This window comes from Streptomyces sp. CG 926, assembly GCF_003148825.1.
Lineage (GTDB): Bacteria > Actinomycetota > Actinomycetes > Streptomycetales > Streptomycetaceae > Streptomyces.
Genome location: NZ_QGGZ01000013.1, coordinates 168,902 through 195,708, shown reverse-complemented (window position 1 = coordinate 195,708; position 26,807 = coordinate 168,902). Strand labels below are relative to the sequence as shown.

25 protein-coding genes are annotated in these 26,807 nt (G+C 70.4%); 13 read left to right on the top strand and 12 right to left on the bottom strand.

Annotation, left to right across the window (positions count from 1 at the left end; genetic code table 11):
* Positions 1-5 precede the first annotated feature (5 nt).
* Positions 6-866 carry a universal stress protein gene (locus BCL76_RS31125; RefSeq protein WP_109782692.1) on the bottom strand — a complete coding sequence of 287 codons (861 nt, stop codon included), beginning with the start codon at positions 864-866 and terminating at the stop codon, positions 6-8.
* Positions 863-1,768, bottom strand: coding sequence for a universal stress protein (locus BCL76_RS31120; RefSeq protein ID WP_109782691.1), 906 nt, complete (start codon positions 1,766-1,768; stop codon positions 863-865). Before BCL76_RS31120 ends, BCL76_RS31125 begins: the two co-directional genes overlap by 4 nt.
* A gap of 259 nt (positions 1,769-2,027) precedes the next feature.
* On the opposite strand from BCL76_RS31120, the gene BCL76_RS31115 reads away from it, so the two are divergent.
* The 6 genes from BCL76_RS31115 to BCL76_RS31090 all read left to right on the top strand — a co-directional run bounded on the left by BCL76_RS31115 (position 2,028) and on the right by BCL76_RS31090 (position 6,230).
* Entirely contained in the window at positions 2,028-2,696 is a 669-nt protein-coding gene (locus BCL76_RS31115; protein WP_109782690.1) for a CBS domain-containing protein, read from the top strand.
* Between the two features lie 31 nt (positions 2,697-2,727).
* Positions 2,728-3,603 (top strand): universal stress protein, encoded by an 876-nt coding sequence (locus BCL76_RS31110; protein WP_181382798.1) that lies wholly within the window; start codon positions 2,728-2,730, stop codon positions 3,601-3,603.
* A 39-nt stretch (positions 3,604-3,642) separates the two neighbouring features.
* Complete coding sequence (locus BCL76_RS31105; protein ID WP_109782688.1) at positions 3,643-4,245, top strand: CBS domain-containing protein; 603 nt, start codon at positions 3,643-3,645, stop codon at positions 4,243-4,245.
* A 13-nt stretch (positions 4,246-4,258) separates the two neighbouring features.
* Positions 4,259-4,918 carry a CBS domain-containing protein gene (locus BCL76_RS31100; RefSeq protein WP_109782687.1) on the top strand — a complete coding sequence of 220 codons (660 nt, stop codon included), beginning with the start codon at positions 4,259-4,261 and terminating at the stop codon, positions 4,916-4,918.
* Between the two features lie 45 nt (positions 4,919-4,963).
* Positions 4,964-5,170: a universal stress protein gene (locus BCL76_RS31095; RefSeq protein WP_109782686.1), complete on the top strand. Its 207-nt coding sequence runs from the start codon at positions 4,964-4,966 to the stop codon at positions 5,168-5,170.
* A gap of 67 nt (positions 5,171-5,237) precedes the next feature.
* A complete protein-coding gene (locus BCL76_RS31090) occupies positions 5,238-6,230 on the top strand; it encodes an Acg family FMN-binding oxidoreductase (protein ID WP_109782685.1) in 993 nt (330 codons plus the stop codon).
* A gap of 38 nt (positions 6,231-6,268) precedes the next feature.
* Here the strand turns inward: BCL76_RS31090 and BCL76_RS31085 are convergent, their stop codons facing one another.
* From BCL76_RS31085 to BCL76_RS31045, 9 genes are all read right to left on the bottom strand, one after another.
* On the bottom strand, positions 6,269-6,778 hold the full coding sequence (locus tag BCL76_RS31085; protein WP_109782684.1) for an ABC transporter permease subunit: 510 nt from the start codon (positions 6,776-6,778) through the stop codon (positions 6,269-6,271).
* 20 nt (positions 6,779-6,798) lie between these two features.
* The gene (locus BCL76_RS31080) at positions 6,799-9,468 is read right to left on the bottom strand and encodes a cation-translocating P-type ATPase (RefSeq protein WP_109782683.1); all 2,670 of its coding nucleotides are present in this window, start codon (positions 9,466-9,468) and stop codon (positions 6,799-6,801) included.
* Entirely contained in the window at positions 9,461-10,057 is a 597-nt protein-coding gene (locus BCL76_RS31075; protein ID WP_109782682.1) for an Rv1733c family protein, read from the bottom strand. The genes BCL76_RS31080 and BCL76_RS31075 overlap by 8 nt, the downstream gene beginning before the upstream one ends.
* A gap of 49 nt (positions 10,058-10,106) precedes the next feature.
* The gene (locus BCL76_RS31070; RefSeq protein WP_109782681.1) at positions 10,107-10,607 is read right to left on the bottom strand and encodes a flavodoxin domain-containing protein; all 501 of its coding nucleotides are present in this window, start codon (positions 10,605-10,607) and stop codon (positions 10,107-10,109) included.
* A gap of 634 nt (positions 10,608-11,241) precedes the next feature.
* A complete protein-coding gene (locus tag BCL76_RS31065; RefSeq protein ID WP_181382797.1) occupies positions 11,242-11,691 on the bottom strand; it encodes a universal stress protein in 450 nt (149 codons plus the stop codon).
* Positions 11,692-11,784: 93 nt separating this feature from the next.
* Positions 11,785-14,205, bottom strand: a complete 2,421-nt coding sequence (locus tag BCL76_RS31060; RefSeq protein WP_109782680.1) for a glycoside hydrolase family 65 protein — start codon at positions 14,203-14,205, stop codon at positions 11,785-11,787.
* Positions 14,202-14,966 (bottom strand): HAD family hydrolase, encoded by a 765-nt coding sequence (locus BCL76_RS31055; RefSeq protein ID WP_109782679.1) that lies wholly within the window; start codon positions 14,964-14,966, stop codon positions 14,202-14,204. Before BCL76_RS31055 ends, BCL76_RS31060 begins: the two co-directional genes overlap by 4 nt.
* Entirely contained in the window at positions 14,963-15,649 is a 687-nt protein-coding gene (locus tag BCL76_RS31050) for a helix-turn-helix domain-containing protein (protein ID WP_109782747.1), read from the bottom strand. The genes BCL76_RS31055 and BCL76_RS31050 overlap by 4 nt, the downstream gene beginning before the upstream one ends.
* Positions 15,650-15,654: 5 nt before the next feature.
* Positions 15,655-16,731, bottom strand: a complete 1,077-nt coding sequence (locus tag BCL76_RS31045; protein ID WP_109782678.1) for a zinc-dependent alcohol dehydrogenase family protein — start codon at positions 16,729-16,731, stop codon at positions 15,655-15,657.
* A 174-nt stretch (positions 16,732-16,905) separates the two neighbouring features.
* On the opposite strand from BCL76_RS31045, the gene BCL76_RS31040 reads away from it, so the two are divergent.
* The 4 genes from BCL76_RS31040 to BCL76_RS31025 all read left to right on the top strand — a co-directional run bounded on the left by BCL76_RS31040 (position 16,906) and on the right by BCL76_RS31025 (position 22,189).
* Positions 16,906-18,324 (top strand): MBL fold metallo-hydrolase RNA specificity domain-containing protein, encoded by a 1,419-nt coding sequence (locus BCL76_RS31040; RefSeq protein ID WP_109782677.1) that lies wholly within the window; start codon positions 16,906-16,908, stop codon positions 18,322-18,324.
* Positions 18,325-18,717: 393 nt separating this feature from the next.
* Complete coding sequence (locus BCL76_RS31035; protein ID WP_109782676.1) at positions 18,718-19,371, top strand: CBS domain-containing protein; 654 nt, start codon at positions 18,718-18,720, stop codon at positions 19,369-19,371.
* A gap of 206 nt (positions 19,372-19,577) precedes the next feature.
* On the top strand, positions 19,578-20,597 hold the full coding sequence (locus BCL76_RS31030) for a 1-phosphofructokinase family hexose kinase (RefSeq protein ID WP_109782675.1): 1,020 nt from the start codon (positions 19,578-19,580) through the stop codon (positions 20,595-20,597).
* Between the two features lie 659 nt (positions 20,598-21,256).
* Complete coding sequence (locus BCL76_RS31025) at positions 21,257-22,189, top strand: hypothetical protein (RefSeq protein ID WP_109782674.1); 933 nt, start codon at positions 21,257-21,259, stop codon at positions 22,187-22,189.
* Between the two features lie 313 nt (positions 22,190-22,502).
* Here BCL76_RS31025 and BCL76_RS31020 read toward each other — a convergent pair whose 3' ends face one another.
* Positions 22,503-23,747 (bottom strand): PP2C family protein-serine/threonine phosphatase, encoded by a 1,245-nt coding sequence (locus BCL76_RS31020; RefSeq protein WP_109782673.1) that lies wholly within the window; start codon positions 23,745-23,747, stop codon positions 22,503-22,505.
* A gap of 504 nt (positions 23,748-24,251) precedes the next feature.
* Here BCL76_RS31020 and BCL76_RS31015 point away from each other — a divergent pair.
* The 3 genes from BCL76_RS31015 to BCL76_RS31005 all read left to right on the top strand — a co-directional run bounded on the left by BCL76_RS31015 (position 24,252) and on the right by BCL76_RS31005 (position 26,782).
* Positions 24,252-25,613 carry an MBL fold metallo-hydrolase gene (locus BCL76_RS31015; protein ID WP_109782672.1) on the top strand — a complete coding sequence of 454 codons (1,362 nt, stop codon included), beginning with the start codon at positions 24,252-24,254 and terminating at the stop codon, positions 25,611-25,613.
* 66 nt (positions 25,614-25,679) lie between these two features.
* On the top strand, positions 25,680-26,039 hold the full coding sequence (locus BCL76_RS31010) for a rhodanese-like domain-containing protein (protein ID WP_109782671.1): 360 nt from the start codon (positions 25,680-25,682) through the stop codon (positions 26,037-26,039).
* Entirely contained in the window at positions 26,036-26,782 is a 747-nt protein-coding gene (locus BCL76_RS31005; protein ID WP_109782670.1) for a sulfite exporter TauE/SafE family protein, read from the top strand. The genes BCL76_RS31010 and BCL76_RS31005 overlap by 4 nt, the downstream gene beginning before the upstream one ends.
* Positions 26,783-26,807: the final 25 nt, after the last annotated feature.

Sequence of the window (26,807 nt, the reverse complement as noted above, 5' to 3'; positions counted from 1 at the left end):
GGCGGTCAGTCACCGGCCACGGTGATCACGGGGCAGTGGGCCCGGTGCAGCAGGCCGTGGACGACGGACCCGAGGCGCATCCCGGTGTACCCCCCGCGGCCCCGTCGGCCCACGACGACGGCGAGGGCGTGCTCGGCGGCCTGGGCCAGTTCTTCGACCGGATGACCCATCGGAATCTCGTGGGTCAGGGTTACGTCAGGGTACTTGCCGGCCAAGCCGGCGGTGGCCTCCGCGAGCAGGGCACGTTGCTCCTGCAGTGCGACGTCCTCGTCGTGCAGCAGGAGCAGCGGCGGCTGCCATACGGACACCACCCGCAGCGACGCCCCGCGCAGGTCCGCCTCGTCGAACGCGAAGGCGAGCGCGGCCGTGGAGGACGGGCTGCCATCGATGCCGACGACGATGTACGGCGGCTGCTGGGTGATGTGCTCGGCGTCGGCGACGACGACCACTGGACAGTGTGCCTGGGCCGTCACAGGGACCACGGTCGACCCGGCGCTGAGAAACTCCGCGGTGCGGCTCAGGTGTCGGGAGCCGAGGACGACCATCCTGGCGTGCCGCGAAGCCGTGCCGAGCACGTGGGCGGGGAACCCGCCGAGCAGGTCCGTGCTGACGCCGACTTCCGGGTGTCGTTCGCGCACCCAGTCCTGGGCCATGCCCAGCCGTTCGGCTCCGGCCCGGCGCAGGGCCAGCTGCCGCGGGGTGTCGTCCAGGTGCTGGGTGTCGTGCTGTGGCGGTACGGCGAGCAGCAGGCGCAACGGTAGCCGACGCCGATGGGCTTCGTCGGCCGCCCACGCCAAGGCCACATGCCAGTCCCGGTCGGGGTCGATACCGAGCACGATGTCGTGAGGGTCGATCCGCCCGGTCATGACGTGCTCCCGAGGTCGTCACCGAACCGCGGGATGAGCAGGACAGGGCAGTGGGCGTGATGGACCAGGCTGTGCGTCACCCTGCCCAGGCTCCGGCCGAGCCCCAGCGGGGTGGCCCGTCGACCGCCGGTCACCAGCAGGTCGGCATGCCGGGACGCCTCCACGAGGACGGCGGCCACGGACATGCTCTTCTCCGCGTCGCTTTCGACCGCCAGGTCGGGGAACTCCGCATGGATCACGTCCGTGACCGCCCTCAGGGTCTCGACGTGTTCCCTGGTGAGCCCGTCGATGTCGTCGAGCATGGGCACGACGTCGCCCACCGACTGGATGATGTTCCATACGTGCAGCACTCGCAGGGACGCTTTGCGTAGCTCGGCCTCACGAGCGGCGTACCGGGCGATCACCAGGTCGTGCTCGTCGCGGACCGCCGCCAGAACGACTCCCCGTTCCTCCGTCCCCTCGATGCCGCGGACCACGATGACGGGCGTCCTTGCCGCGGCGGCGGTGGCCAGGCCGACCGAGCCGAGCATGAGCGAGGTGAAGCCGCCGAGGCCGCGATTGCCGACGACGACCGTGCCGTACAGGCCGCCGGCCCGGTGGAGGGTGGTGGCGGCGTCCACACGGCTGAACTCGGTGGTCACGTTCAGACCGGGGTATTCGGCGCGCACGGCCTTGGCCGTATCGTCCAAGAGCTCCCGGCCCGCGGCACGGACCTGCTCGATGGTTTCCGCCGACAAGTACAGCGCCCTGCCGTCGGTGTCGGCGCCGAAGACGATGTGCAGGGGACGGCCACGGCGTGAAGCCTCGCCGCCGGCCCACAGGGCGGCGGCTCGTGCCTGTTCCGAGCCGTCCACACCGACGGTGACCGAGCTGGCATCCGGGGTACGGATGGTGCTTTCCACGGTAACTCCCAACCGAGATCCGACGGGGGACACCCACCACGCTGACACCTGCGGTACCGCAGGAAGAGGGCCGCCCGGGACCGCAGCCTGGGCCGAAGGTCCCCATCAGCGGCACGCGGCCCGGCCATCCGGGGCTGTGGGCCCTCCGGCCCCGGGACGGGCCCGTTCGGCCCTCGATCCGACAGCCGCAGCAAGGGAGGGTGAATGAGACGCCTGCGGAGGCGTCCGCCCCGTCCGACCGGCGCACCAGGAGGGCCTCATGAAACACATCAAGGTGGCGGACCTGATGACGGACGAAGTCGCGACCGTGACCCCACACACCGCGTTCAAAGAGGTCGCGAAGCTCCTTGCCCAGTACGACGTGTCCGGAGCCCCCGTGCTGGACGACGAGGATCGCGTGGTCGGTGTCATCTCCCAGACCGATCTGCTGGCCGCTTCGGTATCCGCCCCTGGCACGGAGCCGGCGAACGGGGCGCCCGGCCGGATTCCCGTAACGGGCGATCTGATGTCGGCGCCCGCGATCACGGTCCACGCCGAGGAGACCGCGGCCGGCGCCGCCCGACTGATGACCCGTCGCGGCATCGAACGTCTGCCCGTCGTGGATGTCGAGGACCGCCTGGTCGGCATCATCACCCGCCGCGACCTCCTCCGCACCTTCCTGCGCCCGGACGCCGAGATACGCCGTCGCGTCGTCGAAGAGGTGCTGACCGACGTTCTGAGCGTATCCACCGACGAGGTCGAGGTGCACGTGGTGGACGGAATCGTCTCGCTGGACGGTCGCACGGAACGTCGAAGCCAGTTGCTCGCCCTGCGCAACCTCGTCGAGGGAATCGACGGCGTGGTCGCCGTGGCCATGCATGTGACAGCCCGCATCGACGACATGGACGGCTCCGACATCGGCGACCCGCGCCACTCGATGCAATGGTGAGACCGCGGTGCGCAGCAAGGGAGGAACAGCCGTGAGAGAGCACGTGACCGTCGGCGTCGACGGCTCCGCCGAGAGCCGGGCAGCGGCACACTGGGCCGCACGGGAAGCCGCACTGCGCGAGGTACCCCTGCTGCTCGTCCACGCCGTGGACTGGCCCCTGGATCCGGTGCTGCCCGGTCTCGGCAGGCAGGATGCGGACCGATGGGCCGACCAAGCCCTGACCGAGACGGCGCAAGAGCTGCATCGCCGTCATCCGCATCTGGAGATCACGACCCGCTGCCCGACGGGGCGCCCGGCCGCCGCCCTGGCCGCGGAGGCCGTGGACGCCGGACTGCTGGTTCTGGGGTCGCGCGGCGTGGGCGGTCTGCTCGGCTTTCTCATCGGCTCGGTGGCGATGTCCACCGTTGTCGCGACCGACACCCCGGTCGTCCTCGTCCGCGTCGCCGACGAACCGGACGGCCCGGACGCCGATGCGTCCGCGGTGACCGATGTGTTGGTCGGCGTGGATATCCACCAGGCCGGCGATCGTGTCCTCACCTTCGCCTTCGAAGAAGCCCGACGGCGGAACTGCCGGCTGCGGGCCGTGCACGGCTGGAAGCTGCCGTCCGCCTACGCGTACGCCCCCTTCTTCGACCCGGACAACGAGCGGGACATCGGCCGGAGCGTCACTCGCATGGTCGACGACATGCTGTCGCCCTGGCGGCACGAGTTCCCCGAAGTGGAGGTCACGTTGAACGTGGCCATGGGTTCCGCGGGCGAGCAGCTCGTCAAGGCCTCCCAGGAAGCCGGGCTGGTCGTCGTGGGCCGCCACCTGCGCCGTTCGCCGCTCGGCGTTCACCTGGGCCCCGTCGCCCACGCGGTCCTGCATCACGCGGCAGCCCCTGTGGCCGTCGTGGCCCACTCCTGAGGAGTCGCCGGACATGCAAGATTCTCGGAGAGGGAAGTCATGAAACACGTGCGCACCGTCGACGATGTCATGACGCACGCCGCAGTGTCCGTCGACCGCGACACCGCCTTCAAGGACATCGTGGAAACGCTGCGGATGTGGAACGTCAGCGCCCTCCCTGTCCTGTCCGAGGACGGAAGGGTGACCGGCGTCGTTTCCGAAGCCGACCTGCTGCTGGATCCACGGACAACCGTTCCGGACCGCCCGACCACAGCTGGGCAGCTGATGACCGTCCCGGCCGTGGCGGTCACTCCGGGAGCCACCATCGAAGCGGCGGCACGCCTGATGGCGCGCGGGCACCTCAAGCGACTGCCCGTCGTCGACGACGACGGTCGCCTGGTCGGCGTCGTCAGCCGCGGAGACCTGCTCAAGGTGTACCTGCGGCCGGACGCGGACATCGGCACCGAGATCCGTGAACTGATCATGAATCAGCTGATACCGCGCGGCTCCGCGGAGGTCTACGTGCACGTCGCCAATGGCATCGCCTACCTGCACGGATCACTTCCGGATCCCGCGCTGGAAGATGTCGTGGTCCGTGCTGCCTGCAGCGTGCCAGGTGTCGTGGAGGTCAGGGCCGACTTTCCTGTCCCGGTATCCGCCTGAGGGGAAAGCGATCATGAGGCACCGCAGTGTCGCGGATCTGATGACCCCGGCGGCCGTCACGGTCCGACCTGCCACGGCGTTCAGAGAAGTCGCGCGGCTCCTGCAGGAGTTCGACATCACCGCGGTACCCGTCGTGGACGATGCCGGGCACCCGGTCGGGGTCGTGTCCGAAGCCGACCTGCTCCACCGCCGTGCGGTCGGCCGTGCGCCCACCGCTGAGGACCTCATGACAAGTCCCGCTGTCACGGCCCGTCCTGAGTGGAGCGTGGTCCGGGCCGTGCGCGTGATGCAACGGCACGGAGTAAAGCGCCTGCCGGTCGTCGACACCGGCGGGCGAGTGGTCGGCGTGCTCAGCCGGAGCGACCTCGTCCGACTGTTCCTGCGCCGCGACCGAGCCATCCAGGAGGAGATCGTGGAGGACGTCCTCACCCACACACTGCGCATCACCCCATCGTCGATCACCGTCGAGGTGAGCGATGGACTGGTGACGCTCAGCGGCACGGTGCCCCGCCACGCTTCACTGCCCATGATCATGCGGCTGTGCCAGAGCGTCGACGGCGTGGTGGACGTCGACAACAGGCTGGCGGTTTCACGGACGCGCGGACCGCACCGGGTCGGAAAGGGGGGCCGAACGGTCCTGGGCGGACCTGATCGGTCCTACCCGACCACCTGACGCAGCGGCGTCTCGGGGCAGCCCGTACGCCCGGAGGAGGAAACGATGTCACACCGCATCACGGTGGGTCTGGACGGCTCACCGAGGGACCGCGCCTCGGCCCGGTGGGCGGCTGCGGAGGCCGCATTGCACGGTGCCGACCTCCAGCTCCTTCACGTCGACGATCGGCCGCGTTACGCACCCTTCGCCGCGCCACCGCCCGAATCCTGTCGGCGCTCGGCACTCGCATCGGCGCCATCACTGACGCCGTGACGCACCACACCACCTCACCGGTCGCCGTTGTGGCGCACGGCTGAGGACCTAGAGACAGGACAGTTCCATGAGCGCCACACACCTGGATCCAGAAGTCACCGCCCTGCTGGTCGGCGACGCCGTCAGCGCTCCGTCCATGCACAACGCGCAGCCATGGAAATTCGTGTTCCGAACGACGGACAGCGTCATAGAACTGCACGGGGACCCGGAGCGGGCGATGACGCGGACGGATCCGGACCACCGATCGCTCCACCTCGGATGCGCCGCGGCACTGTTCAACCTGCGCGTCTCCGCAGCCCGCCACCATCGTCCTCTTCGGGTGCGCCTGCTGCCGGACGCGTCCGAACCATGGCTGCTCGCCACAGCCACCCTCGACGACTCCACCGGTACGGAGTTGGAGCTGGAGGTTCTGTACGAAGCTCTCGGGCGCCGACACACCAGCCGATACCCGTTCAGCGACGAAGTGGTGCCCGAGGCGCTGCTGGACGGTCTGAAGGCCGCAGCCCGCCTGGAAGGGTGCCGGCTCGTGGTTCCGGGCGACTGGCACGTCGAGACCGTACTCGGGCTGGTGCGGGACGCCGAACACCGCGAGGAAATCGATCCTCTGGTGCAGGTCGAGACCGCCGCCTGGACCGCCCCCTCCCACGGTGGTTCGGCCGGTCAGCGCGACGACGGCATCCCCACTGCCGCCTTCGGCCCACGAAGTTCCGGCGGGCCCTCCCCCGTGCGCGACTTCGGCCGTTCCCAGCACATGCCGGACCGCGGCTGGGCCGTCTTCGAGAAGAGGCCGCAGTTGGCGCTGCTCGGCACCACGGGCGACACCCGGGCCGACTGGCTGCGCGCCGGGCAGGCGCTGCAACGTGTCCTGCTCCAGGCCACCTCCGACGGACTCGCCACCTCGATGACCTCTCAGCCCCTGGAGTGGCGGGAGCTGCGGTGGACGGTCCGCGATCCGGCCGAGGCCATGGGGCACGTCCAGATGGTCATCCGCCTCGGATACGGGCCCCAGGGGCCCACCACGCCACGTCGGCCGGTGACGGAGGTTCTGGAGATCAGGTGACTCCTGGGCCTCCTCCAGCGCCCGGGGCCGTCGCGAGATCAAGGTGCGAGGTCCCTGCGGTGGAGCACGGCGTGAGCGATCAGCAGGCCCACCGGTCCGACACCCATCAGGACGGCAAGCTGAGGCCACAGGACGCGCCCCTCCGCCAAGGCGTCGCCCGGGACGTAGTAGTGGAACGGGCTGAGATACCGAAGCGGCGCCGCCGGTTCCCATGCCAGAGCGATAAAGTTCACGGCGAAGCCCACCGCCCCGATCGCGATGACCGTGCCGATCACCTGGGCACGCCTCCGACTGGCGGCCGACACCGCGACGGCCAGGCCGAGCAGGCAGAAGGCGAATCCCACACCCATGAATCCTGCCGCGAAGATCCCGCTGAGCGGCACGGTGCGGTGGATGTCCGGTGACAGCGACACCTCCACCGCGACCGTGAGCGTCGCGGCCGTGTTCAGGACCAACACGGCGACGACCAGTGCCCCGGTCCGCTCCACCAACAGCCTGGTACGGCTGACGGGGCGCACCATCACCAATTCCACCGTCCCCGATTCCACATCGTTCCTCCAGGGGGTAGTCAGGAATGGCGTCGTCGACGAGCCCAGCGGCGGGCTTCGTCGGTTCCCCAGACCAGCGGTGGGAAGGCCGCGATCAGGAGGACGACGTCGAGTGGGAGTGCCTCGGTGCCGAAGAGCTGCTGCAACGGGGGCACGTAGACGAGTGCAGCGGTGAAGACGAGTTCGAAGGCGATACCTGCGAGGAGCAGCGGGTTGGTGAAGAAGCCGATCTTGCTCAGGGCGGCGTGGTCGGTGCGTGCGGCGATGGCGGTTCCGACCTGGCAGGTGACGATGCCGGCGAAGGTGGCCGTGGTGGCGGTCAGGTAGGCGTGGTGCAGGGGGGTGCCGGACCCGGTCGGATCGCCGGGGGCCCATCCGGCACGCCACAGGACGTAGAAGTACGCGGTCATCACGAGCACCGCTGAAACGGTGCCGAGCCAGCCCCAGCTGCGGATCAGCATGTCCTTGTTGATCACGCCCTGGGTCCGGGGCCGGGGAGGCCGGCTCATCACGCCCGGTTCGGCGCGTTCGCGGCCGAGGGCCAGGGCGGGGAGGGTCTCGGTGCCGAGGTCGATGGCGAGGATCTGGAGCACGGTCAGGGGTAGCGGTACCGCGCCGCCAGAGAGGGCGAAAACGAGGAAGGGAACCACCTCGGGAGTGAGGTGGGCGAAGATGTAGACGATGAATTTGCGGACGTTGTCGTAGACGCGGCGCCCGGACTCGATGGCCGTGACGATGGTGGCGAAATTGTCGTCGGTCAGGACCATCGTGGACGCCTCGCGGGCGACGTCGGTGCCCGAGCGGCCCATGGCCACGCCGATGTGGGCGCGGTGCAGGGCGGGGGCGTCGTTCACCCCGTCGCCCGTCATGGCCACGATCTGCCCGTGGACCCGCAGGGCATCTGCGACCTTCAGCTTGGTCTCGGGCGAGGACCGTGCGAAAACGATCTCCGTTTCACGCTGCTGCAAGAGATGATCGAGTTCGTGGTCCTCAACGGCCTCGGACTGGTCGACCACCAACAGGTTGGGGACGCCGATTCCTACGGACCGGGCCACCGCGGCGGCCGTGGCGCCGTTGTCGCCGGTGACGATGTGCACGGTGAGGCCGGCCTCATGGCACCGTGCGACCGCGGCCGCGACTTCTGGACGCGGAGGATCATAGAGGCCGACCAGTCCGAGAAGGTGCAGGTTCTGCTCGGCCTGCTGTCGCCGCACCGGAACTGCGGCTCCCGCCGGCAGATCGCGGACGGCGACGGCCAGCACCCGCATCCCGTCGGCGGCCAAGGCACCGGCCGCCTCCTGGGCCGGCCGTACCGGCTCCCCGTCACCCAGCACGGACAGGACGGCCTCCGGGGCGCCCTTGACGATGACGCGGAGGTGGGCACGATCCGAAGTCTGGACAACCGACATCAGGCGCAGGCGGGGGTCGAAACGGAAGCAGGCTCGGCGGCAGGCGTCCCGGTCCCCCGGGTCGATGGGCACGGCGTGCTCCGCCGCCCCCTCGACGAGCGCGAGTTCGGTCGGGTCGCCGTGCAGTCGGCCGTCACTCTCGCGGCCTACGGTCGTGCACAGGGCGGCCTCGTGGATGAGTTCCGCGCTGCGGGGTCCTGACTCGGTGCGCTGTTCAGGCGTCCACAGACCGTGCAGCCGCATCTCGTTCCTGGTGAGCGTGCCTGTCTTGTCGGTGCAGATCACGTTGGTGGAACCCAGGGTCTCCACCGCGCTCAGCCGTTTGATCACCGCGCCCTGCTTGGCGAGGACACGGACGCCCACCGCCAGCGCCAGGGTGATCGTAGGGAGAAGCCCTTCCGGAACGTTGGCGACCAGCAGCCCGATCGCGAACATCAGCGAGTCCGTTACCGGCAGGCCCACCGCCACACCGGTCGCGAGGAACACCGCACCCATGGCGACAGCCACCGCCGCGATCAGCCAGGCAACTCTCTTGACCTGCTTCTCCAGCGGACTCGGCTCGCGGGGGGTGCGCCGGCTGAGGGCAGCGATCCGGCCCAGCTCGGTGTGGTCGCCGGTGGCGAACACGACGGCCTGGGCCTGTCCCTCGACGGCACTGGTACCACTGAACACGAGGTTGGGTTCCTGGAGCACCGGCACCGACTCGAGACCGGGGCCGGCCAAGCGCTCGACGGGGGTGGACTCCCCGGTCAACATGGACAGGTCGGCTTCGATGCCTCCCTCGCTCAGCCGGGCGTCCGCGGGGATCCGATCACCTTCCTCGAGGATGATGAGGTCGCCGGGGACCAGCTCTCGGGCGGGCAGGTGTTGCGGCTTTCCGTCGCGGATCACCTTGGCCAGCGCGGGGAGGTAGCCGGCCAAGGTCTCGACGGCCCTCTCCGCCTGTCGTTCCTGGACGAGAGCGAAGCCCGCGTTGACCAGGACGACCGCGATGATCGCCCATCCGAGCACGTCGATGGCGGCGATGAAGGCGAGCGCGGCGGCCGCCCACAGCAGGAGGGCAAGGGGATGCAGCAACTGCCGCAGGAGGTCCCGCAGGACACTCGGCCGCGCGGTGCGGCGCACCTCGTTCGGCCCGTAGACCGCCAGTCGTCGGGCCGCCTCCCGGCTGGACAGGCCCAGCGGACCCGTGTGGAGCTCACGACGGAGCAGGGCGAGGGGCTCGAGCGGATCCGGCGTGACATCCGGCGCGAGGTCCGGCCCGGAGGCAGGGTCAGCCATCGTCCGCTCCCTGACCGGGGCGAAGACGGCCGGTCCAGACGGGTTCGACGTCCGCCCACTCCGCTTCCCACGCGCGGGCGCTACGCGCGTCCACGATCCGCAGGCCGACGCGGACGAGAGCACTCGAGACCAGCAGGATCGCGGTGAGCACTGTCGTGCCGAACGCGAACGCCTCCAGGGCGATGTCAGCTGCGCCCAGCGGCGCGGTGGCGGCATTGCCCTGATCATCGACCCACAGCCGCACGTCGTCACCTTTGCGGGTCTGTGCTGGGACGGGAACCGCGTCCGTGTGAGCGCGGTGGGCCGGGTAGTGCCACGTGGCCGGAGCGACGGTGATTGTTCTCTGACCTTGTCGGTCTCCGGCCCGGTAAGCGGTCGCGCCGACCGTGGTGGCCGTAACGGCGTGCCGGTGGCGCGCGATCGTATCGGCCTCGCGGCTGCCGTCCGCCCAGACCGTACGGCCGACGGCTACGGCGAAGACCACGGCGATCACGCAGGCGATGGCGTAAGCGGCGCGCAGGAAGGTGCGGGTGCGGTCGGCCCTGCGCCGGAGCGGGTTGCCTTCCGGTCCGCCGGTTGCACCGTTCATGAGTCACCTCCGCTCTGCCCTGCCGGCCGGACCGAGCCGCTCGTCGCGTTCAGGCAGCGGCCAGCTCGGCGCTGATGTGGTGCGCCCAGGTCCGGATGCGTTCGGGGTTGCGGTAGTCCCCTCCCTTGCCCTGCCGGAGTATCGAGCGGGCGACAAGACCTGAGGTTCGGGCTGTGACACTGCCTCCGAACGTCTGGTGCTCACGGGCGCCGATGAGTTGCATCTGCCGGGCCACAGCTGGGGTGGGGGGAATGTCGTGCTCCTCGGCGGAGCGGTCGAGCGGGCCGCTGCTGAAAAGCCAGACGGGACGGTGCCGCAGCGAGTCGGCGTTGCGTTCGGCACAGCGCCGGGCCTTGCTGCTCCAACGTCCGGCGTAGACGGCACCGCCGAGGACTACCGCGTCGTAGCCTCGAACGTCGTCGATGTGGTCGGCCGGCAGAACCACCGCGTCGAGGCCGTCCTCACGAAGGGTGTTGCCGATCTGTTCGGCGATGCCTGCGGTGGCTCCGTGCTTGGTGCCGTACGCGACCAGGACTTTCTTGGTGGTCATGGCGGACTTCCTTGGCTCATCCGTAGGGGCTGATGCCACTGTCACGCGGCCGACTGCGGCTCCGCTTGAGTCGGACGGTTCCCGACGGGGACCATTCGGCCCTCCCCGTATCGCCGCTCCTCGGCGGCGGCGACGTGGTGCTTGACGGCGGCGAAGCTGTCGGGTGCCACGGAGAGGGAGTCGATGCCGACGCGAAATGACGCGTCGCTTGGGTTCCATGACGTTCCCCGAGGCAGCGGCCGGCAGATGTCAGTACGGCAGGGGACGGCCCGACGGCGTGCGCAGGTCCAAGGGCGCGGGCCTCTGCGGCTGCTTCGGCCGGGGTCGGATCTGTATGCGCTGCATCGTGGTCACCTCTCGGGTGAGCGGCGCCGCCCTGGCGTCCGGGTTCCACGATCACTCCGCGCACCCCGCCTTTCGCAGGGCCGAGGGGGCCACCTTCCCAGGGCCGAGTGGTCCGGTCGGTCGGGTGCCGGTCGGCCCGGAGGACGTTCGCGTCCTCGAATGGTGTCCGGCACCCGCGCATGAACTCGTTCGCCCTGGTCACGCGCCCCCTACTGGAACCCCGAAGAGCAGGTGAGAGAAGCATCGCCCGGCTCTCGGGAGCGAAGCGTCGAAACGCTGCGGTCGTGACTCAGTCGACCGGCACGTCCGGCCGAACGATGGTCACCGGGCAGGGCGCGTGCAACGCCACCTGCTGGCTCACCGAGCCGAGCATGGCCCTTCGGAAACCACCCCGCCCGCGGCTGCCGACCACCAGCATGTCGGCGCCCTCGGCGGTGTCCACGAGCACCTCGACGGGGTGGCCGTGTACCAGGCGCTCGTGCACCAGCGACGCCCCGTCATCGCCGAGCACGCTACTGACTTCCTCGACAAGCAGGCGCTCTGCGTCCTCCTCGTCGAACGTGGCGTCCACCGCGGGGGCCGACCACGAGGCTTCGCCGGGAATCTCCCAAGCCGTCACCGCCTCCACCCGGCCGGCCACGAGGCCCGCGTAGCGGACCGCCCAGCGCAGCGCGGCCCGGGAAGAAGGCGACCCGTCGACTCCCACCACGATGCGCGGAGCCCCTTGCTGCGTGTCCATGCGCTTCACCCCTTTCGAGCATCTACCTACAGCGTGTGCGCGGCGGGTGTTCACCGCCACGCGAGAAGACCGTGACCGAGGCGTTTGTGCTGCTCAGACGGGATCGGACGGTGGTCGGGGTCCGGTCGTACGGAACCACCGTTCCTGGCCCGGAGCGACATGCACGTGCCGGTCGCCCGGCAACACCAGGGGCAGTGGGCCGCAGAGCGACGGCGGAGCACTGATGCCGAACCGGCCCGGTCGGAACGAAATGCGGAGGTTCCGGTGCCCGAGGTAGCACACGGAGAACGCGGATCCGGGAATCTCGGTGAGTGGTACCGGGTCGACGTGCAGGCCGTCGGTTCCGGGATCGAGTCCCACGACGCCGCGTTCCACCAGGTCGAGGGTGCCTGCCATGGCACCTAGATGGATACCTTCGCCGGTGGTGCCGCCCTGGACGTCGGTGATGTCGTTCAGGAGTGCCTCCTGGCAGTAGCGCCAGGCTTGGGCCCCGTGCTGTCGGGCGAGCACCCAGCCGTGGACGAGGCTGCTGAGCGTCGAACCGTGGCACGTCCGGTCCAGGTAGTACGCCACCGTCCTCGCCCAGAGTCGGTCGTCGAATGCGTATCCCAGTCGCGCGAACAGTCGGGTCAGCTCAGCGGGCCGGAAGAGGTACCCGAGCATGAGGGTGTCGGCCTGCTTGGACGCCTGGTACAGGTTGGGGGTGTCCCCTTCGGCCTCCAGGATGCGGTCCAGGCGGCGGATGTCGTGGTAGCGGGCGCGGTACTCGTTCCAGTCGAGCTCGACGAGGTCGCCGTAGCCGTGGAACTGGCTGATGACGTCGTCGTGGAAGGGGACGTAGATCCGGTGCGAGATGTCCGCCCAGCCGCCGAGATCGTTCGCCCCGAGGTCGAGCTGCGCAAGGAGGTCGGCACGCCGAGCGGCTGAAAGGTCCCCGTACAGGTCGAGGGCGCGGGCAAGTACCCAGGCTGCCGCGACGTTGGTGTACGCGTTGTCGTCGATGCCAGGAGCGGTGGCTCCCGGGTAGGCGTCGTGATATTCGTCCGGCCCGACGACCCCGCGGATCCGGTAGCGGCCCAGGCCCGCGTCCCAGGTAGCGGCGCTGGACCAGAACCGGGCTATGTGCAGGAGGAGTTCGGCGCCGGGGCCGTGCATGAAGCCGGCATCACCGGTGGCCAGGCCGTACTGCCATACGTTCCAGGCGATGGCCGAGTTCACGTGGTGTTGGAGGTGGGAGTGGTCGGGCAGCCAACGACCGGACCGCGGATTCAGGTGCAGCCGCTGTGTCTCCTCGGCGCCCGAACTGCCACTCTGCCAGGGGAACATCGCGCCCCCGGTGCCTGCCAGGCGCCCCGCTTCCCGAGCGGCGGGCAGCCGCCGGTGCCGGTACATCAGCAGAGCACGCGCGGTTTCCGGGAAGTGCAGGGAGAGGTAGGGCAGCACGAACAGCTCGTCCCAGAAGACGTGGCCCCGATACGCCTCTCCGTGCAGGCCTCTGGCGGGCACGCCGGCGTCGAGCTCGGCGGTGTGCGGTGAGAGGGTCTGCAGGACGTGGAAGGCGTGCAGCCTCAGGATCCGGCCGGGTTCGCCCGCCACCCTCAATTCACCTTCGCTCCACAACCGTTGCCAGGCGGCTCGGTGGGAGGCACACAGGGACGAAAAATCCGGGGCGTTTGCCGCGTACCTGATACTCCGGTCCAGGGGATCGGCGACCGGACGGTCGAGGGAGCTGAACAGGGCGGCGGTCTTGACGAACACGACCGGCCTGCCCGGCTTGATCGGCAGGACGGAGGTCTGCGTGCTGGTGGTGTCGGTGCACGCACTGCTGACCGGCGCCAGAGAGAGGGCCGAGGTTCGTATCGCGAGGCCGATGCGGATGTGCGAGGTCGATGTCGTGCAGGACAACCAGGCCGTGCCTTCGGCCTCCACCCCGGCCCGGTGGTTGATGAGATGGCGTCCCGCGAGGTCGCGGTAGCGGTCCACGCCCGCATTGACCACGTCGCCGTCGAGCACGGAGGCGATCTCGATCCGGCCCTTCCAGCCGTACGCACGGAGCACCGTGCGCTGGGCGGCCAGGTGGGGATCGGCCATGTGGACCAGGCGAGTGTGCGTGACGCCCAGTCGGCGGCCGTCGGAGTCATGGAACAGCATGCGGCGGGTGAGCGTCCCGGTGCGCAGGTCGAGCGAGACTCTGTGGTGCCGCTGGGTGGGATGGTCCGGGGTGAGCCATGCTCCGGGCTGGGCGCCGTCGGGGAGGCAGCGGTAGCGCAGGGCGGTCCAGTCCGGCAGCCGGACCATGTCCTCGTTGGAGACGGCGCGTCCGGCGACCGTGGAGGTGAGACGGTCGTAGCAGCCGGCCAGGTAGGTCGCCGGGTAGTGGATGTCGTCGGCCACGGTTTCGGGGGCCGCGCCTCGGGTCGCGAACCGGCCGTTGCCCAAGGTGCACATGGCCTCGACCAGCCGCTCGCTCTTGGGGTCGTAGCGAGGGTACTCCCAGCGCCACAGCGTGTTCACGGTCTGCTGCTTTCGAGAGCGGCGAGCAACGCGGGCAGTGGGCCGAGGTCGGGAAGAACGGCGTGAGCTCCGTGCGCGCGCAGGGCGTCAGCCACTTGGGGCACCGCGTCGCGGTCCAGCCCTACGACCAACCGGAAGCGGCCGCGCCGTCCAGCCTCGACGCCGACGACCGCGTCCTCCACCACGGCCGTACGGTCCGGACCGGTTCCCAGCCGTTCGGTCGCCGCGAGGAAGAGGTCGGGGGCGGGCTTGCCCGGCAGAGCGAGCGTGTCCGCGTCGCGGCCGTCCACCACGGCCTCGAACAGAACCAGGAGGTTCGCGGCTCGAAGAAGCGAACGAGCATGTCGCGAGGCAGAAACTGCGGCGCACCGAACCTGCATCTCGCGCAACCGTAGGAGCGCGGGCCGGACGTCGTCGAAAACCGTGGCGTCCTCGGCCCGCAGCATTTCGGCGAAGATCCGCTCCTTGCGAGCAGCGACGGCGTGCGCGGTGCCGCACCCAGGTGGATCCTCGGGCGTTCCGACGGGCAGATCGATACGGCGTGCGGTGAGGAAGGCCTTCGCGCCGTCGATCCGGGACCGGCCGTCCACCAGATCGCGATAGTCGCGGACGGTGTCGAACACGCGTGGCCTCGCGCCGGTGCGCACGGCCCAGTCGGCGAGACAGCCGTCGAAGGCCTCCTTCCATGCGGCAGCGTGGCGCTCGGCCGTGGCGAGGAGTACGCCGTCGGTGTCGAAGACGACCGCGCCCACTTCGCTCATGACGCGTGGGACACGCGACGCCCGGTGAGCCGGAGCGGGGTGAGTTTCATCCAATGGGTACGCGGGCCGCCGGCCCACGGCTGGGACCGGGCCGTCGCCGTCAGGTGCTGGACCTCGTCCGTGTTCGTGACGGCTTCCAGTTCACCGACGGCAAGCACGCTCCAGCCGCCGGCCGTGACGTCGTCGATGTTGTCGATCTCGAAGGCGACCTCTGTGCCTGCGGCTCTGGCCGCGAGGGCTTCCGCTGCGGTACGGAACGCGATGTCAGATCCTGCGGTCACGTAGTTCACCGGGAGGATGGCCGGGCCTTCGGGAGTGAACACGGCGATGCGTCCCACACCGTGGGTGCCCAGCAGCGTCCGGCATTCGTCCGCGTCCAGGGGCGTCAGCGCGGTGTCGAGACGGGCGCTGGAGCGCCCTCGGACTCGGCCGGTGCTCGCTCCTGTGAGGTCGTCGACGGTGACGCCGAGTACATCGGCCAGGCGTACCAGGGTTCCGATGGCTGGAGCAGCCGCGTGCTCCTCCAGATAGGCGATGTAATGACCGTCTGCTCCGCACCGTCGGCCCAGGTCCTCCCGCGTGAGTCCGAGGGCCTCGCGACGGGCGGCGAGACGGCGGCCCAGGTCGGTCCGCCCGGCCGTCCCGCCGGACGGCTGCGGCTTGGTGCGATGGATGCTGTTCATGCTGATCACGTCCCTGGGGACGGCACGGCGACCGTGTCGTGCTGCGGTCCGCCGAGCACGACCTTGAGAGCGCCGGTGTCGCCGGCGCGGGAGAAGACGTCGTATGCCTCTTCCATCTGGTCCAGTTCGAAGCGGTGGGTGACCATGGCGGCGCCCGGCAGCCGGCCGGCGGCCATCATGCGCAGCAGCATCGGGGTGGAGTGGGTGTCGACGAGGCCGGTGGTGATGGTGACGTCCTTGATCCACAGGTCTTCGAGGTGGAGTACGGCCGGCTTGCCGTGGACGCCGATGTTGGCCACCCGGCCGCCCGGCCGGACCATGCGCGTGCACATCTCGAACGCCTCCGGCACACCCACGGCCTCGATGGCCACATCTGCGCCGAGCCCGTCGGTCAGGTCCTCCACCAGTCGTTCGGGCTGCTCCCGCGCGCCGGCCGTGGCGTCGGCGCCGAGGTCGCGGGCTGCCGCGAGACGGGAGGCCGCGAGGTCGACCGCGATGATCCGGCTGGGGCTGTAGAGCCCTGCGGTGGCGATGGCGGCCAGACCGATGGGGCCGGCGCCGACCACGACGACCGTGTCGCCCGGGCGCACGTTGCCGTTGAGGACTCCCACCTCGTACGAAGTGGGGAAGATGTCGGCGAGCAGGACCGCCTCGTGGCTCGCCAATGCGCTGGGCAGCGGATGGACGGACAGGTCGGCGAAGGGAACGCGTACGTACTCGGCCTGGGTGCCGTCGATGAGGTGCCCGAGCACCCAGCCGCCACCCCCGCGGCATTGGCCGTAGCGGGCTTCCCGGCAGAAGCGGCAGCGGCCGCAGGCGGAGATGCAGGAGATCAGGACCCGGTCACCGGGGCGGACGGTGCGCACGTCGCCTCCGGTCTCGACCACGGTGCCCACGGCTTCGTGGCCCAGGATCCGGCCGGGCGTCACTTCGGGGACGTCACCTTTGATGATGTGCAGGTCGGTGCCACAAATCGTCACGGCGTCGACTCGTACGATCGCGTCGGTGGCGTCCTGGATCGAGGGATCGGGCACGTCCTGCCAGCTGGTCTGTCCGGGCCCGTGGAAGACGAGTGCCTTCATCGTCCGGCCTTCTCTCTGCGTGGTGCGGAAGGGGTCACCGTCAGGCTGTGCCCGCGTCCGTCGGCTGCGCTTGGGCCGGTCGGCCCTTACCGGGGACCGGTCGGGTCCCTCCCACCGGGTCGGGAGAGTGAGACGGTGGAGGCCGGCGTCCGTCCCGGAAGGAGGGCTGTTGCCATGTCCCAGCCGGCCCCGTCCGCCGCCTCCCGCCCGGCCCTGCTCCGGTTCCTCGGCGGCGTGCGCACCGTCACGGGGAGCAAGTTCCTCGTGGAGAGCGACCACGCCCGGATTCTCGTCGACTGCGGGCTCTTCCAGGGTGTCGCGGACCTGCGCCGTCGCAACTGGGACAAGCTGCCCTGCGACGCCCGCGACATCCATGCGGTCGTCATCACCCACGCCCACCTGGATCACTGCGGCTACCTGCCACGTCTGGTCCGGCACGGATTCCGCGGCCCGATCCTGGCCGGCGCGGCCACCGCCCGACTCGCCGAGATCGTCCTGCGAGACAGTGCCCGCCTCCAGATGGAGGCCGCCGAGCACGCCAACCGGCACGGATGGTCCAAGCACCGACCCGCCAAGCCGCTCTACGACGATGACGACGTCGACCACACGGTGTCGTTCTTCGACCCCGTGCCCGTGGGCAGCGACATCGAGATCATGGCAGGCACCGGTCTCAGGCTGCACCACGGCGGCCACATCCTCGGCTCCGCCTGGGTCCGGCTGACCCTGGAAGACGGCCACACTCTCGTTGTCAGCGGCGATCTGGGCCGCCCCGGCCACCCGCTCCTGCTGCCACCCGAGCCCTTCACCGGCGCCGACGTCCTGCTCGTGGAATCCACCTACGGCAACCGCCGCCACGACCACGAGAGCGCACAGCGCGAATTCGCCTCGGTGATCACCCGAACACTGTCCCGCGGTGGCACGGTCGTCATCCCCGCGTTCGCGATCGACCGCACCGAGGTCGTCCTGCACGAACTCGCGACAATGCGCGGCGACGGCAGCCTGCCTCGCCACGTACCCGTCTACGTCGACAGCCCCATGGCCCTGGCCGCCCTCGACGTCTACCGCGACGCCATACGGTCGCACTCCCCCGAACTGCGCCCCGAGGTCCTCGCCGTCGGCGAGGCCGTGATCAGCCCGGATCCATTCCTGGCCGCCCGCACCGTCCAGGAGTCCATCGACATCAACAACACCGCGGGCCCGGCGATCATCGTCTCGTCCGCAGGCATGGCCACCGGTGGCCGTGTCCTCCACCACCTGCACCGGATTCTGCCCGATCCGCGCAACGCGGTCGTCATCGTGGGGTTCGCGGCAGCGGGAACCCGATCCCGCGACCTCGTGGACGGCGCGCGGAACCTGAAGATGTTCGGCGAGTACGTACCCGTACGCGCCGAGGTGGCCGATGTACCGCACTTCTCCGCACACGCCGACGCGGACCAGATTCTGGACTGGCTGGGCGCCGCCCCGGCCCCGCACACCACCTACCTCGTCCACGGCGAGGAGACCGCTGCCGAAACCCTCCGAGACCGGATCTCGGACGAGCTGGGCTGGACCGCGGTCGTCCCCAGGTCGGGCGAGGCCGTTCTGGTCCGCTGACCCGGGCCGGTCGGCCCTGCGGCCTGCACCGGACGGTCCTCCCGCTCACGAGAGCGGTCGGGGAAGGTGGAGACACCGGTGGAAGAGAGGCACCCCATGAGCACGATGCACAGCGTCCCCGACGCACCGGCTCCGGAAGCTCGCGAAGCCCCGCTCGCCCGTGCCCACCAGGTGACATCACAAGCCGGCACCCGCCCTGACTACACCTGGCACCTCGGAACCACCGCCTCCGGGACGCACGCGCCCTCGAATTCGAGGCCACTGGGCCGTCTCCACAACGGTGGCCGCGGTCATCGCCGACCGGCACGATTCCGCCCGCACCCGACTCCTCGACCTTTTCGCCCCGTACGGCAAGCGGAGCCCCGCTCGCCCACGCACGCTGAGGACTCCCTCATGACCTCCACCCCGTACACCGTCGCCGACGTCATGACCACTCAGGTCGTCGCCGTCACCCCGGACACCGGCTTCAAGGACATCGCCGCCGCCATCGAGCGGTGGAAGGTGACAGCCCTCCCCGTCGTCGAAGGGGAGGGCCGCGTCGTCGGTGTGGTCTCGGAAGCCGACCTCCTGCCCAAGGAGGAGTTCCACGACCACGGTCCAGGCCTGATCGAGCAAATGCGTCGTCTCGGCGACACCGCCAAGGCAGGGTCCACCCGCGCCGAGAACCTCATGACCACCCCTGCGGTCACGATCCGCCCTGACGCCACCCTCCCCCAAGCCGCCCATCTCATGGCCGACCGGCACATCAAGCGCCTCCCGGTCGTGGACGCGAACGGCACCCTCAAGGGCATCGTCAGCCGGGCCGACCTCCTCAAGGTCTTCCTCCGCTCTGATGACGAACTCACCGCGGACATCCGCCAGAACGTCGTCGAGCGCCTCTTCCCGCTCTCCCATGAAGCCGTCGAGGTCACCGTCTCCCACGGTATCGCCACTCTCACCGGGCAGGTCAGGGACCACGACCTGATCCCCATGGCCGAGCGTCTCGCCCACTCCGTCGAAGGCGTCGTCGACGTCCATTGCCGACTGGAGGAGCACACCGAACCCTGAGCGTCGGGCCTTGCCGCCGGCCGGCTGCACGTCGGGCATGCATGCGGGGTCAGGCTGTTCGAGTATGGAAATCAGGGCAGCTGTGTCACTGTCCGAGGAGGTAAGACGATGACGTGGCCGTCGCGGGGCCAGATCGGTGGGCCGGCGGTGCCGGTCGCGTCCTGTGGTCGCATGTGCCCGTTCCTCGGCGCCCACGGGGCAACGCGATGAGCGCGGCTGCGTCGACGGACCCCGTCACCGCCGAGACCCCCCGGGTCGAGTCGGGTCCGGAGAACACGGCCGGACCGGCGACAGTCACGCTGACGATGAATCCGACCATCGACCTCTGCTGGGAGGTCGAACATCTGGCGGGTATCGGTAAGAACCGTGCACGGGTGAGGTCGGTGGCCGTCGGCGGAGGGGGCATCAACGTCGCCCGCCACATCGCGCGGTTCGGGGGGAGGGCCACTGCCGTCCATACCGCAGGAGGCGAGGTCGGCCTGCGTCTCAATCGGCTGCTGGACGAGGAGGGCATCGACCATGTCGCCGTCGACATCGGCGACGACACGCGCGAGGCACTCGTGCTGTTCGAGGCCGGAACGCACCGCAGTTACCACATCGTGCCGCCTGGCCCTCGACTGAACGAAGGGGAGGGACAGCGGTGCCTGGAAGTTCTGGGGCGGTTCGCCGGCAGTTCCCCGTACGTCGTGGCCAGCGGCAGCCTGCCCGGCGGCCTGCCTGACCACTACTTCGCGACCGTCGCACGCCACGCCAAAGAAGCAGGATCCCGGCTCGTCCTGGACACGTCCGGGCCCGCACTGCGGGCAGCGCTCGCGGAGGGCGTGTTCCTGTTCAGGTGCAACCGGACGGAAGCCGAGAGCCTGACCGGCCGCCCCGTTACCGGCTTCGACGACGCACGAGCCCTCAACGAACGCCTGCTCACCACCGGGGCCGCCGAGATCGCCGTCACCACCCTCGGCGCGCTGGGCGCACTGTGCTCGACCGCCCACGGCCACACCGAACTCCACGCGCCGCCGCTGCCCGGCACGCCGTTGAGCGATGCCGGGGCAGGAGACAGCATGGTCGCCGCCCTCACCATGGAGCTGGCCGCCGGAGAGGATCCCGTCAGCGCCTGCGCCTCGGGAGTGGCCACAGCCGCCGCCGCGATGCTCACCCCCAGCACCGAGCCCTTCGACGTGGAGGTGGCACGGTCCCTGCGCCCGATGGTGCGCATCACCGGTGGCTGAGGGGCGCCGCTCCGCCACCCTCCGTCTTCGCACCCTGCGACCCCGACTCCGTCCGACCGGCAGAACCAGCCGAGCGCCAAGCGGACACCAGTGGTGTCATGGCGGTACCTCCGCCTTCCATGTGCTGCTGCCACTGTGGGCGATTCATCCGCCTCGGGCGTCGGTCCTTCGGGTGGCTGTCTGGCCCTGTTGGCCCCTCACCCCGCCGCAGCCGGGGCGGGAAGCTGGTGGGGTACCCGGCCGGAGTTTGCCGGGAAGGCCCGTAGGACGGGTGTGGTCCCGCGCCCGCGTGCGTCTCGTACCCGCCAGCTCCCGGCGCGGATTCCGTATCCCGTTCTTTCTCGGGATCGTTTTCCGGGGCCCGGCTGCGCAGTGCACGAGCCGGGCCGCAGCCGGCGCTTTCCCCAGTAGCAGGCCTGCCTTCCAAGTGCGCTTTTCGACCACACCGTGCTGAACCGGATCGCAGAGCCTCCTGCGGGCACGGGAGATCCGGCAACGCGCATGCAGGGCCCGGGCCTGGCGCGCAGCATGGAGTCATGGCTGTCCTCCCGCCGACGATGAGCCGAACGCAGGTGCTCGCACGCACTGCGCCGCGATCATGCACCCGGTCCCCCATCGAAGTGCACGGGCGACAACGCGGCACACCCCGAGCAGCCTCGGTGGCCGTCGCGGCCATCCTGGTGACCGCCCTGGCCACCCTGTCGGGCGGTCAGGCCAACGCCTTCACCGGCGACAACCACGAAAAGATCACCCGGGCCGCACTGCCCTGGGAGCCCGTCACGCTGACCTTGATGGCCGACGCCCGCGACGGGGCGATCAACGCCGACGACCGCCCTCCGTACTTCGACATCGGCCCCCTGCACTGCGACAACGCCGACTACCTCGCCCCCCGTCACGCCCCCGACTACACCCGCACCAGGGACGAGGCCACCAACGAGCTCCTCGCCTGCATCCGCGCCTCCGTCGGCCGCTTCGGGAACGCGGTCCGGGCGGCCGACGGGCTCGTCGACGCCGACGGCACGGTGCGCCCCGACCAGAACGACCTGTCCTCCCCCTGCACGTGGGACGAGAAACCCGACCGATCCAAATGCGCCGTCCTCGAACAGCTCGGCCGCGGCTGGCACACGATCGAGGACTTCTACTCGCACTCCAACTGGGCCGACCGCCGCGCCCCCGGCCCCATCTCGGTCGACAACCCGCCCGGGCTGGCACGTACGGACGTCGCACCCTTCTTGGACATCCGCCACTACAGCACGATGGAGGACGCCGAGTGGACCCGGGAAGCCCGCGCCCGTACCCCAACGGACCTCGCCACCGGCTGCTACACCGACTTCGACTCCACCGGCGTCGAACCCGCCGACTGCGACGGCCGCATCCCCCACAACCGTGTGCTGAACAAGGACACCGCTGTATCCGCCCGCTCGCAGACGGACGACAACTTCGGGCGCGCCACGGCCGGAGCCGCCGACGAGATCAGCCGCCAGTGGAACGACTTCAAGGCCGAGCTCCTCGCGGCCTACCCCGACCACCGGCGCGGCGCACAGATGGTCTGCGCGCTCGTCCACGACGATCCCACCACCGCCTGCCCATGACGCACGCCTTCCGCCGACTGCGGTCGCTCGGCGGCCGGCCGACCGCGACCAGGTGCGGGCCATGGCTGTTGCGACCATCAGCCTCCGGAACCACGGTCAAGCTGATCAGTACCTACACGATCATCTGCCAGGTCAGGTGCTGAGGGCCGACCCGGTGCGTCAGGCCACGGTCCTGCTGCCGCGCGATCTGATCGCTGTGGGGGACGCCACGATGATGGCTGCGCCGGACTCCCTGCCCGAGGGGAGGGGGACCGGCCGGCCGAGGCACGCGGCGTGCCGGCGGCCGGATGACCTCGCCTGTGGCCAGTTCGTGTCAGAGGCGTACGACGACGAGGGCGATGTCGTCGCGGGCGCCGCCGGCGACGCCGAGCTGCGCCAGCAGCGCGTCGGCGAGCCGCTCCGGGCCCAGGCCGGGGAGGTCACCGAGGGCCGTGGTGAGGCGGTTCAGGCCGGCGTCGATGTCCTCATCGCGGCGTTCGATCAGCCCGTCCGTGTAGAGCACGAGGGTATCTCCGCGGTGGAAGGCCGTGCCGGACTGGGGCCGGGGAACGTGCTCGGGCCTGGCTCCCAGCGGCGGGTCGGTGGCCTGGTCCAGCAGCTCGCAGGTGCTGTCCGTGTGCAGCAGTACCGGCGGCGGATGCCCGGCGCTGGAGTAGATGAGCAGCTTGGAGCGGGTGTCCACGAGTACGGTGACCGCAGTCGCCGCGAGTGCCCCGTCGACGGAGCGGGCGTACATACCAAGCACCTCCAGGGCCTGGGCCGGTCCGGCGACCGCCCGGCTGGCGGCGGACAGGGCGCTGCGGAGCATGCCCATGACGGTGGCGGCTTCCAGACCGTGGCCGACCACGTCGCCCACGGTGACGGTGTACCTGTCCTGGGTCAGGTCGACGGTGTCGTACCAGTCGCCGCACACGTTCAGCGAACCGGTCGCGGGCAGGTAGCGCACCGCGACGTCGGTGTGGCGGGCCAGGTCCGGGGAGTGCAGCATCGCTTCCTGCAGCGTGAGGGCAACCTCCCGCTCCCGGGCGTGCGCCGCCCGCAGCTCCTCGTTCAGCCGCTGCAGTTCCCGCGCCCGGGCGTACAGCTCGGCCTCCATCCCCTCCTTGCGTTCGGTCCGCTGCCCGCCCTCGTCCTGGCGGTCGAAGCGGCGGGACCGCATGAATCCGGTCACGTCCTCCACCCGGTGGATGATCCACGCCACCCGGCCGTCCGGGCCCTTCACGGGTGTGTTCACCGGGGACCACCACCGCTCCTCGAACACCCCTGGCTGCGAGACCACGGGAATGTCGTACTTCTGCACCGGCATGGTGTCAGCCTGGCCCGTGGCCAGCACCCGCCCCAGCGACGCCCCTAGGTTGCTCACCCCGTCCGCGTGCGGATCGGCGGGGTTGTCGGGGAACGCCTCGAACACATGCCGACCCACCAGGTCCTGCCGACTGCGGCCGGTCGCCCGCAGATACGCATCGTTGACAGCCACGATCACCAGATCCGGCGCCAGCACCAAATACGGGCTCGGTGTCGCGGCGAACAACGCCCTGAAGTCGATCTCCGGCCCCACGACCAGTGGCTCCTCACCCAGGCACGCCCCTGCCGCCAACGTACACAGCCATTTCGGCATCCGCGCGTCGGCCCAGCCTTCCGGTGCGGTGCCGTGAAGACCGCATCGCGGCCAGGGGTGCGCCCTGGGCCGGGGGCGACACCATCGGCACGGAGTCGGCGGCCCGGCGACGTGTGAGTGCTCTTGCCGATCGACCGGTGCCGATGAGGGGAAGTCCGCGCGTCACCGACTGCTTCGAGGTCCCGAACCGTCCGCGGCAAGGCTCGGACCCGGGGGGGGGCCGGGGAGCTTCGTCCCTGCGAGACCCGAGATGGTTCCCACGGGCGATTCCTCCTCCATCGCCGGGTGCTGCCCGCGGGGAGGCGGCCGCATCCCGTCCGAGCGGCTGGGGCCACCGCAGCTGTTCATGGGTGTCCGAAGCTCCGCGCAAATACCCCCCGGGGTACCCGTGCTACGCTCGAAATATACCCCCGGGGGTAAATCCCGGCCGAAAGGAGCAACCGCGTGTTCTTCATCGACACCATCGAGACCGAGGGTCTCGGCAACCGCAGCTACCTGGTGGGCGGCGCCCGCACCGCGTCGGTCGTGGACCCGCCCCGCGACGTCGACCGGGTCCTCGCGGCGGCCGCCGTGCGGGGAGTGCGCATCTCACATGTGATGGAGACCCACGTCCACAACGACTACGTGACCGGCGGCCCGGACCTGGCCCGCCTGACAGGCGCTACCTACCTGGTGCCCGCCGGAGCCCGCGTGGCCTTCGCCCGCACGCCGGTGGCCGACGGCGACACGATCACCGTGGACGAGGGGGTCGCCCTGCGGGCGATGGCCACCCCCGGACACACACCGCACCACACCTCCTACGTCCTGGAAGAGCACGGGCTGGTGGCAGCGGTCTTCACCGGCGGTTCGCTGCTGATCGGCTCGGTGGGCCGCCCCGACCTGGTCGAACCGCGGCTGACCGAACAACTGGCCCGCGCCCAGCACGCCTCCGCCCACCGCCTCGCCGCCGAGCTTCCGGACGAGACGCCGGTGCTGCCCACCCACGGCTTCGGAAGCTTCTGCTCCTCCTCCCGGTCCGAGGGCGACGCCACGACCATCGGCAAGGAGAAGGCCGGCAACGACGCCCTGGTCAAGGACGTCGACTCCTTCGTCGCCGTCCTGCTGGCCGGACTGGAGGATGTGCCCGCCTACTACGCCCGCATGGGCCCGATCAACTCCGCCGGCCCCTCGCCCGTGGACCTGACCGCACCCCCGGTCGCGACCGCGGCCGACATCGCCGAGCGCCTGGCCGCCGGGGAGTGGGTGGTGGACCTGCGCAACCGGATCGCCTTCGCCGAAGGCCACGTAGCGGGATCCTTCAACTTCGAGGCGGACGGCAAGATCGCCACCTACCTCGCCTGGATGATCCCCTCGGGCAAGCCCGTCACCCTCCTCGCCGAGTCACCCGCCCAGCTCGCCGCGGCCCAGCGCGAACTGGTCCGAGTCGGCATCGACCGCCCGGCCGCAGCCGCCACCGGCACCCCCGGTGACTGGATACCCGAAGGCCACACCCCGCGCTCCTTCCCCCGCGCCACCTTCGCCGACCTCGCCGCCCAGGACCCCGGTCCGGGCGTGGTCCTCGACGTGCGCCGGGACTCCGAACGCGCCACAGGCTGGATCGAAGGCTCCGTGCACATCCCGATCCACCACCTGCACCGCCGCCTGGCCGAGGTACCGGCCGGGACGGTTTGGGTGCACTGCGCGGGCGGGATGCGCGCGGGCATCGCCGCCTCCCTGCTCGACGCCGTAGGCCGCGACGTCGTCGCCGTCGACGACTCCTTCGCCGCCGCAACCGATGCCGGCCTGCCCCTCACCACCGGCAGCTGAACCGCCGCCACCCGCCCCCTCCGCCATCCCCTCCCTTCCGCCACCCGACCACCGAAAGGAAGACGGATGTTCCTCTTCCGCCGCGGCGTCGACCGCGTCAGCCCCGCCCAGGCCCGCCGGAGCACCATCGACGGCGACGCCGTCCTCCTCGATGTACGTGAGCAGGTCGAGTGGAACGCCGGACACGCCCCCGGCGCCATCCACATCCCACTCTCCAGGCTGGTCACCGGCGCCGCCCTGCCCTCCGCCGCCGAAGACCGACCGCTGGTGGTGATCTGCCGGTCCGGAAACCGCTCCCGGCAGGCCACCGAACTTCTGGCCGGGCGCGGAGCCGGGGCCGTCGACGTCAAGGGCGGCATGAACGCCTGGGCGGCTGCCGGCCTGCCGGTCGTCGACGAACGCGGAAAAAGCGGACGGATAGCGTGAGCGCTCTCGTACTCGCCCTCTTCGCCGGGGCCGTCGTGGGCCTGGCCCTCGGGGCGCTCGGTGGTGGCGGCAGCGTCTTGGCCGTCCCCGCCCTGATCTACCTGCTCGGCTTCACCCCGGCCGCCGCCACCACCGCATCACTGATCATCGTCACCAGCACCTCTGCCAGCTCCCTCTACTCACACGCCACCTCCGGCAACGTCCGCTGGAAAACCGGCGCCCTGTTCGCCGCCGCAGGCATCCTCCCGGCTGTGGCAGCGGCCGCCCTGTCGGCACGGCTGCCCGGTCAACTGCTCACCGCAGCGTTCGCAGCCGTCGCGGTCCTCGCGGCACTACGCATGCTCAAGTCCCCCACGCACGAGAACGAGGTCCGCCCGGTCAGCCCCGTACGAGCCGCGGGAGCCGGGGCGGGGCTGGGCGCGGTCACCGGATTCCTGGGTGTCGGCGGCGGGTTCCTCGCCGTCCCGGCCCTCGTAGGGGTGCTGGGCCTGCGCATGCGCGTGGCCGTAGGGACCAGCCTTCTCGTCATCACGGTCAACTCGCTCGCCGCGCTCACCGTCCGTACCGGCAGCGCCGCGCCCGTGGACTGGGCTGTCGTCGCGCCCTTCACCGGGGCGGCGATCCTCGCCGCCTGGGACGGAAAGCGCCTGGCCGCCGCGATCAAGGGCCCGACGTTGCAACGGATCTTCGCCGTCGTGCTGCTGTGCGTCGCGGCCTTCATGCTCACCGATGCGGTGCACTGACAGCGGATCGACCCCAAGGCCGTAC

What these genes read in the sequence shown, in the direction of transcription:
- BCL76_RS31125 (WP_109782692.1), bottom strand. Translation starts at nt 866, where the DNA reads ATGACCGGGCGGATCGACCCTCACGACATCGTGCTCGGTATCGACCCC.
- BCL76_RS31115 (WP_109782690.1), top strand. Translation starts at nt 2,028, where the DNA reads ATGAAACACATCAAGGTGGCGGACCTGATGACGGACGAAGTCGCGACC.
- BCL76_RS31105 (WP_109782688.1), top strand. Translation starts at nt 3,643, where the DNA reads ATGAAACACGTGCGCACCGTCGACGATGTCATGACGCACGCCGCAGTG.
- BCL76_RS31100 (WP_109782687.1), top strand. Translation starts at nt 4,259, where the DNA reads ATGAGGCACCGCAGTGTCGCGGATCTGATGACCCCGGCGGCCGTCACG.
- BCL76_RS31095 (WP_109782686.1), top strand. Translation starts at nt 4,964, where the DNA reads ATGTCACACCGCATCACGGTGGGTCTGGACGGCTCACCGAGGGACCGC.
- BCL76_RS31090 (WP_109782685.1), top strand. Translation starts at nt 5,238, where the DNA reads ATGAGCGCCACACACCTGGATCCAGAAGTCACCGCCCTGCTGGTCGGC.
- BCL76_RS31080 (WP_109782683.1), bottom strand. Translation starts at nt 9,468, where the DNA reads ATGGCTGACCCTGCCTCCGGGCCGGACCTCGCGCCGGATGTCACGCCG.
- BCL76_RS31075 (WP_109782682.1), bottom strand. Translation starts at nt 10,057, where the DNA reads ATGAACGGTGCAACCGGCGGACCGGAAGGCAACCCGCTCCGGCGCAGG.
- BCL76_RS31070 (WP_109782681.1), bottom strand. Translation starts at nt 10,607, where the DNA reads ATGACCACCAAGAAAGTCCTGGTCGCGTACGGCACCAAGCACGGAGCC.
- BCL76_RS31065 (WP_181382797.1), bottom strand. Translation starts at nt 11,691, where the DNA reads ATGGACACGCAGCAAGGGGCTCCGCGCATCGTGGTGGGAGTCGACGGG.
- BCL76_RS31055 (WP_109782679.1), bottom strand. Translation starts at nt 14,966, where the DNA reads ATGAGCGAAGTGGGCGCGGTCGTCTTCGACACCGACGGCGTACTCCTC.
- BCL76_RS31050 (WP_109782747.1), bottom strand. Translation starts at nt 15,649, where the DNA reads ATGAACAGCATCCATCGCACCAAGCCGCAGCCGTCCGGCGGGACGGCC.
- BCL76_RS31045 (WP_109782678.1), bottom strand. Translation starts at nt 16,731, where the DNA reads ATGAAGGCACTCGTCTTCCACGGGCCCGGACAGACCAGCTGGCAGGAC.
- BCL76_RS31040 (WP_109782677.1), top strand. Translation starts at nt 16,906, where the DNA reads ATGTCCCAGCCGGCCCCGTCCGCCGCCTCCCGCCCGGCCCTGCTCCGG.
- BCL76_RS31035 (WP_109782676.1), top strand. Translation starts at nt 18,718, where the DNA reads ATGACCTCCACCCCGTACACCGTCGCCGACGTCATGACCACTCAGGTC.
- BCL76_RS31030 (WP_109782675.1), top strand. Translation starts at nt 19,578, where the DNA reads ATGAGCGCGGCTGCGTCGACGGACCCCGTCACCGCCGAGACCCCCCGG.
- BCL76_RS31010 (WP_109782671.1), top strand. Translation starts at nt 25,680, where the DNA reads ATGTTCCTCTTCCGCCGCGGCGTCGACCGCGTCAGCCCCGCCCAGGCC.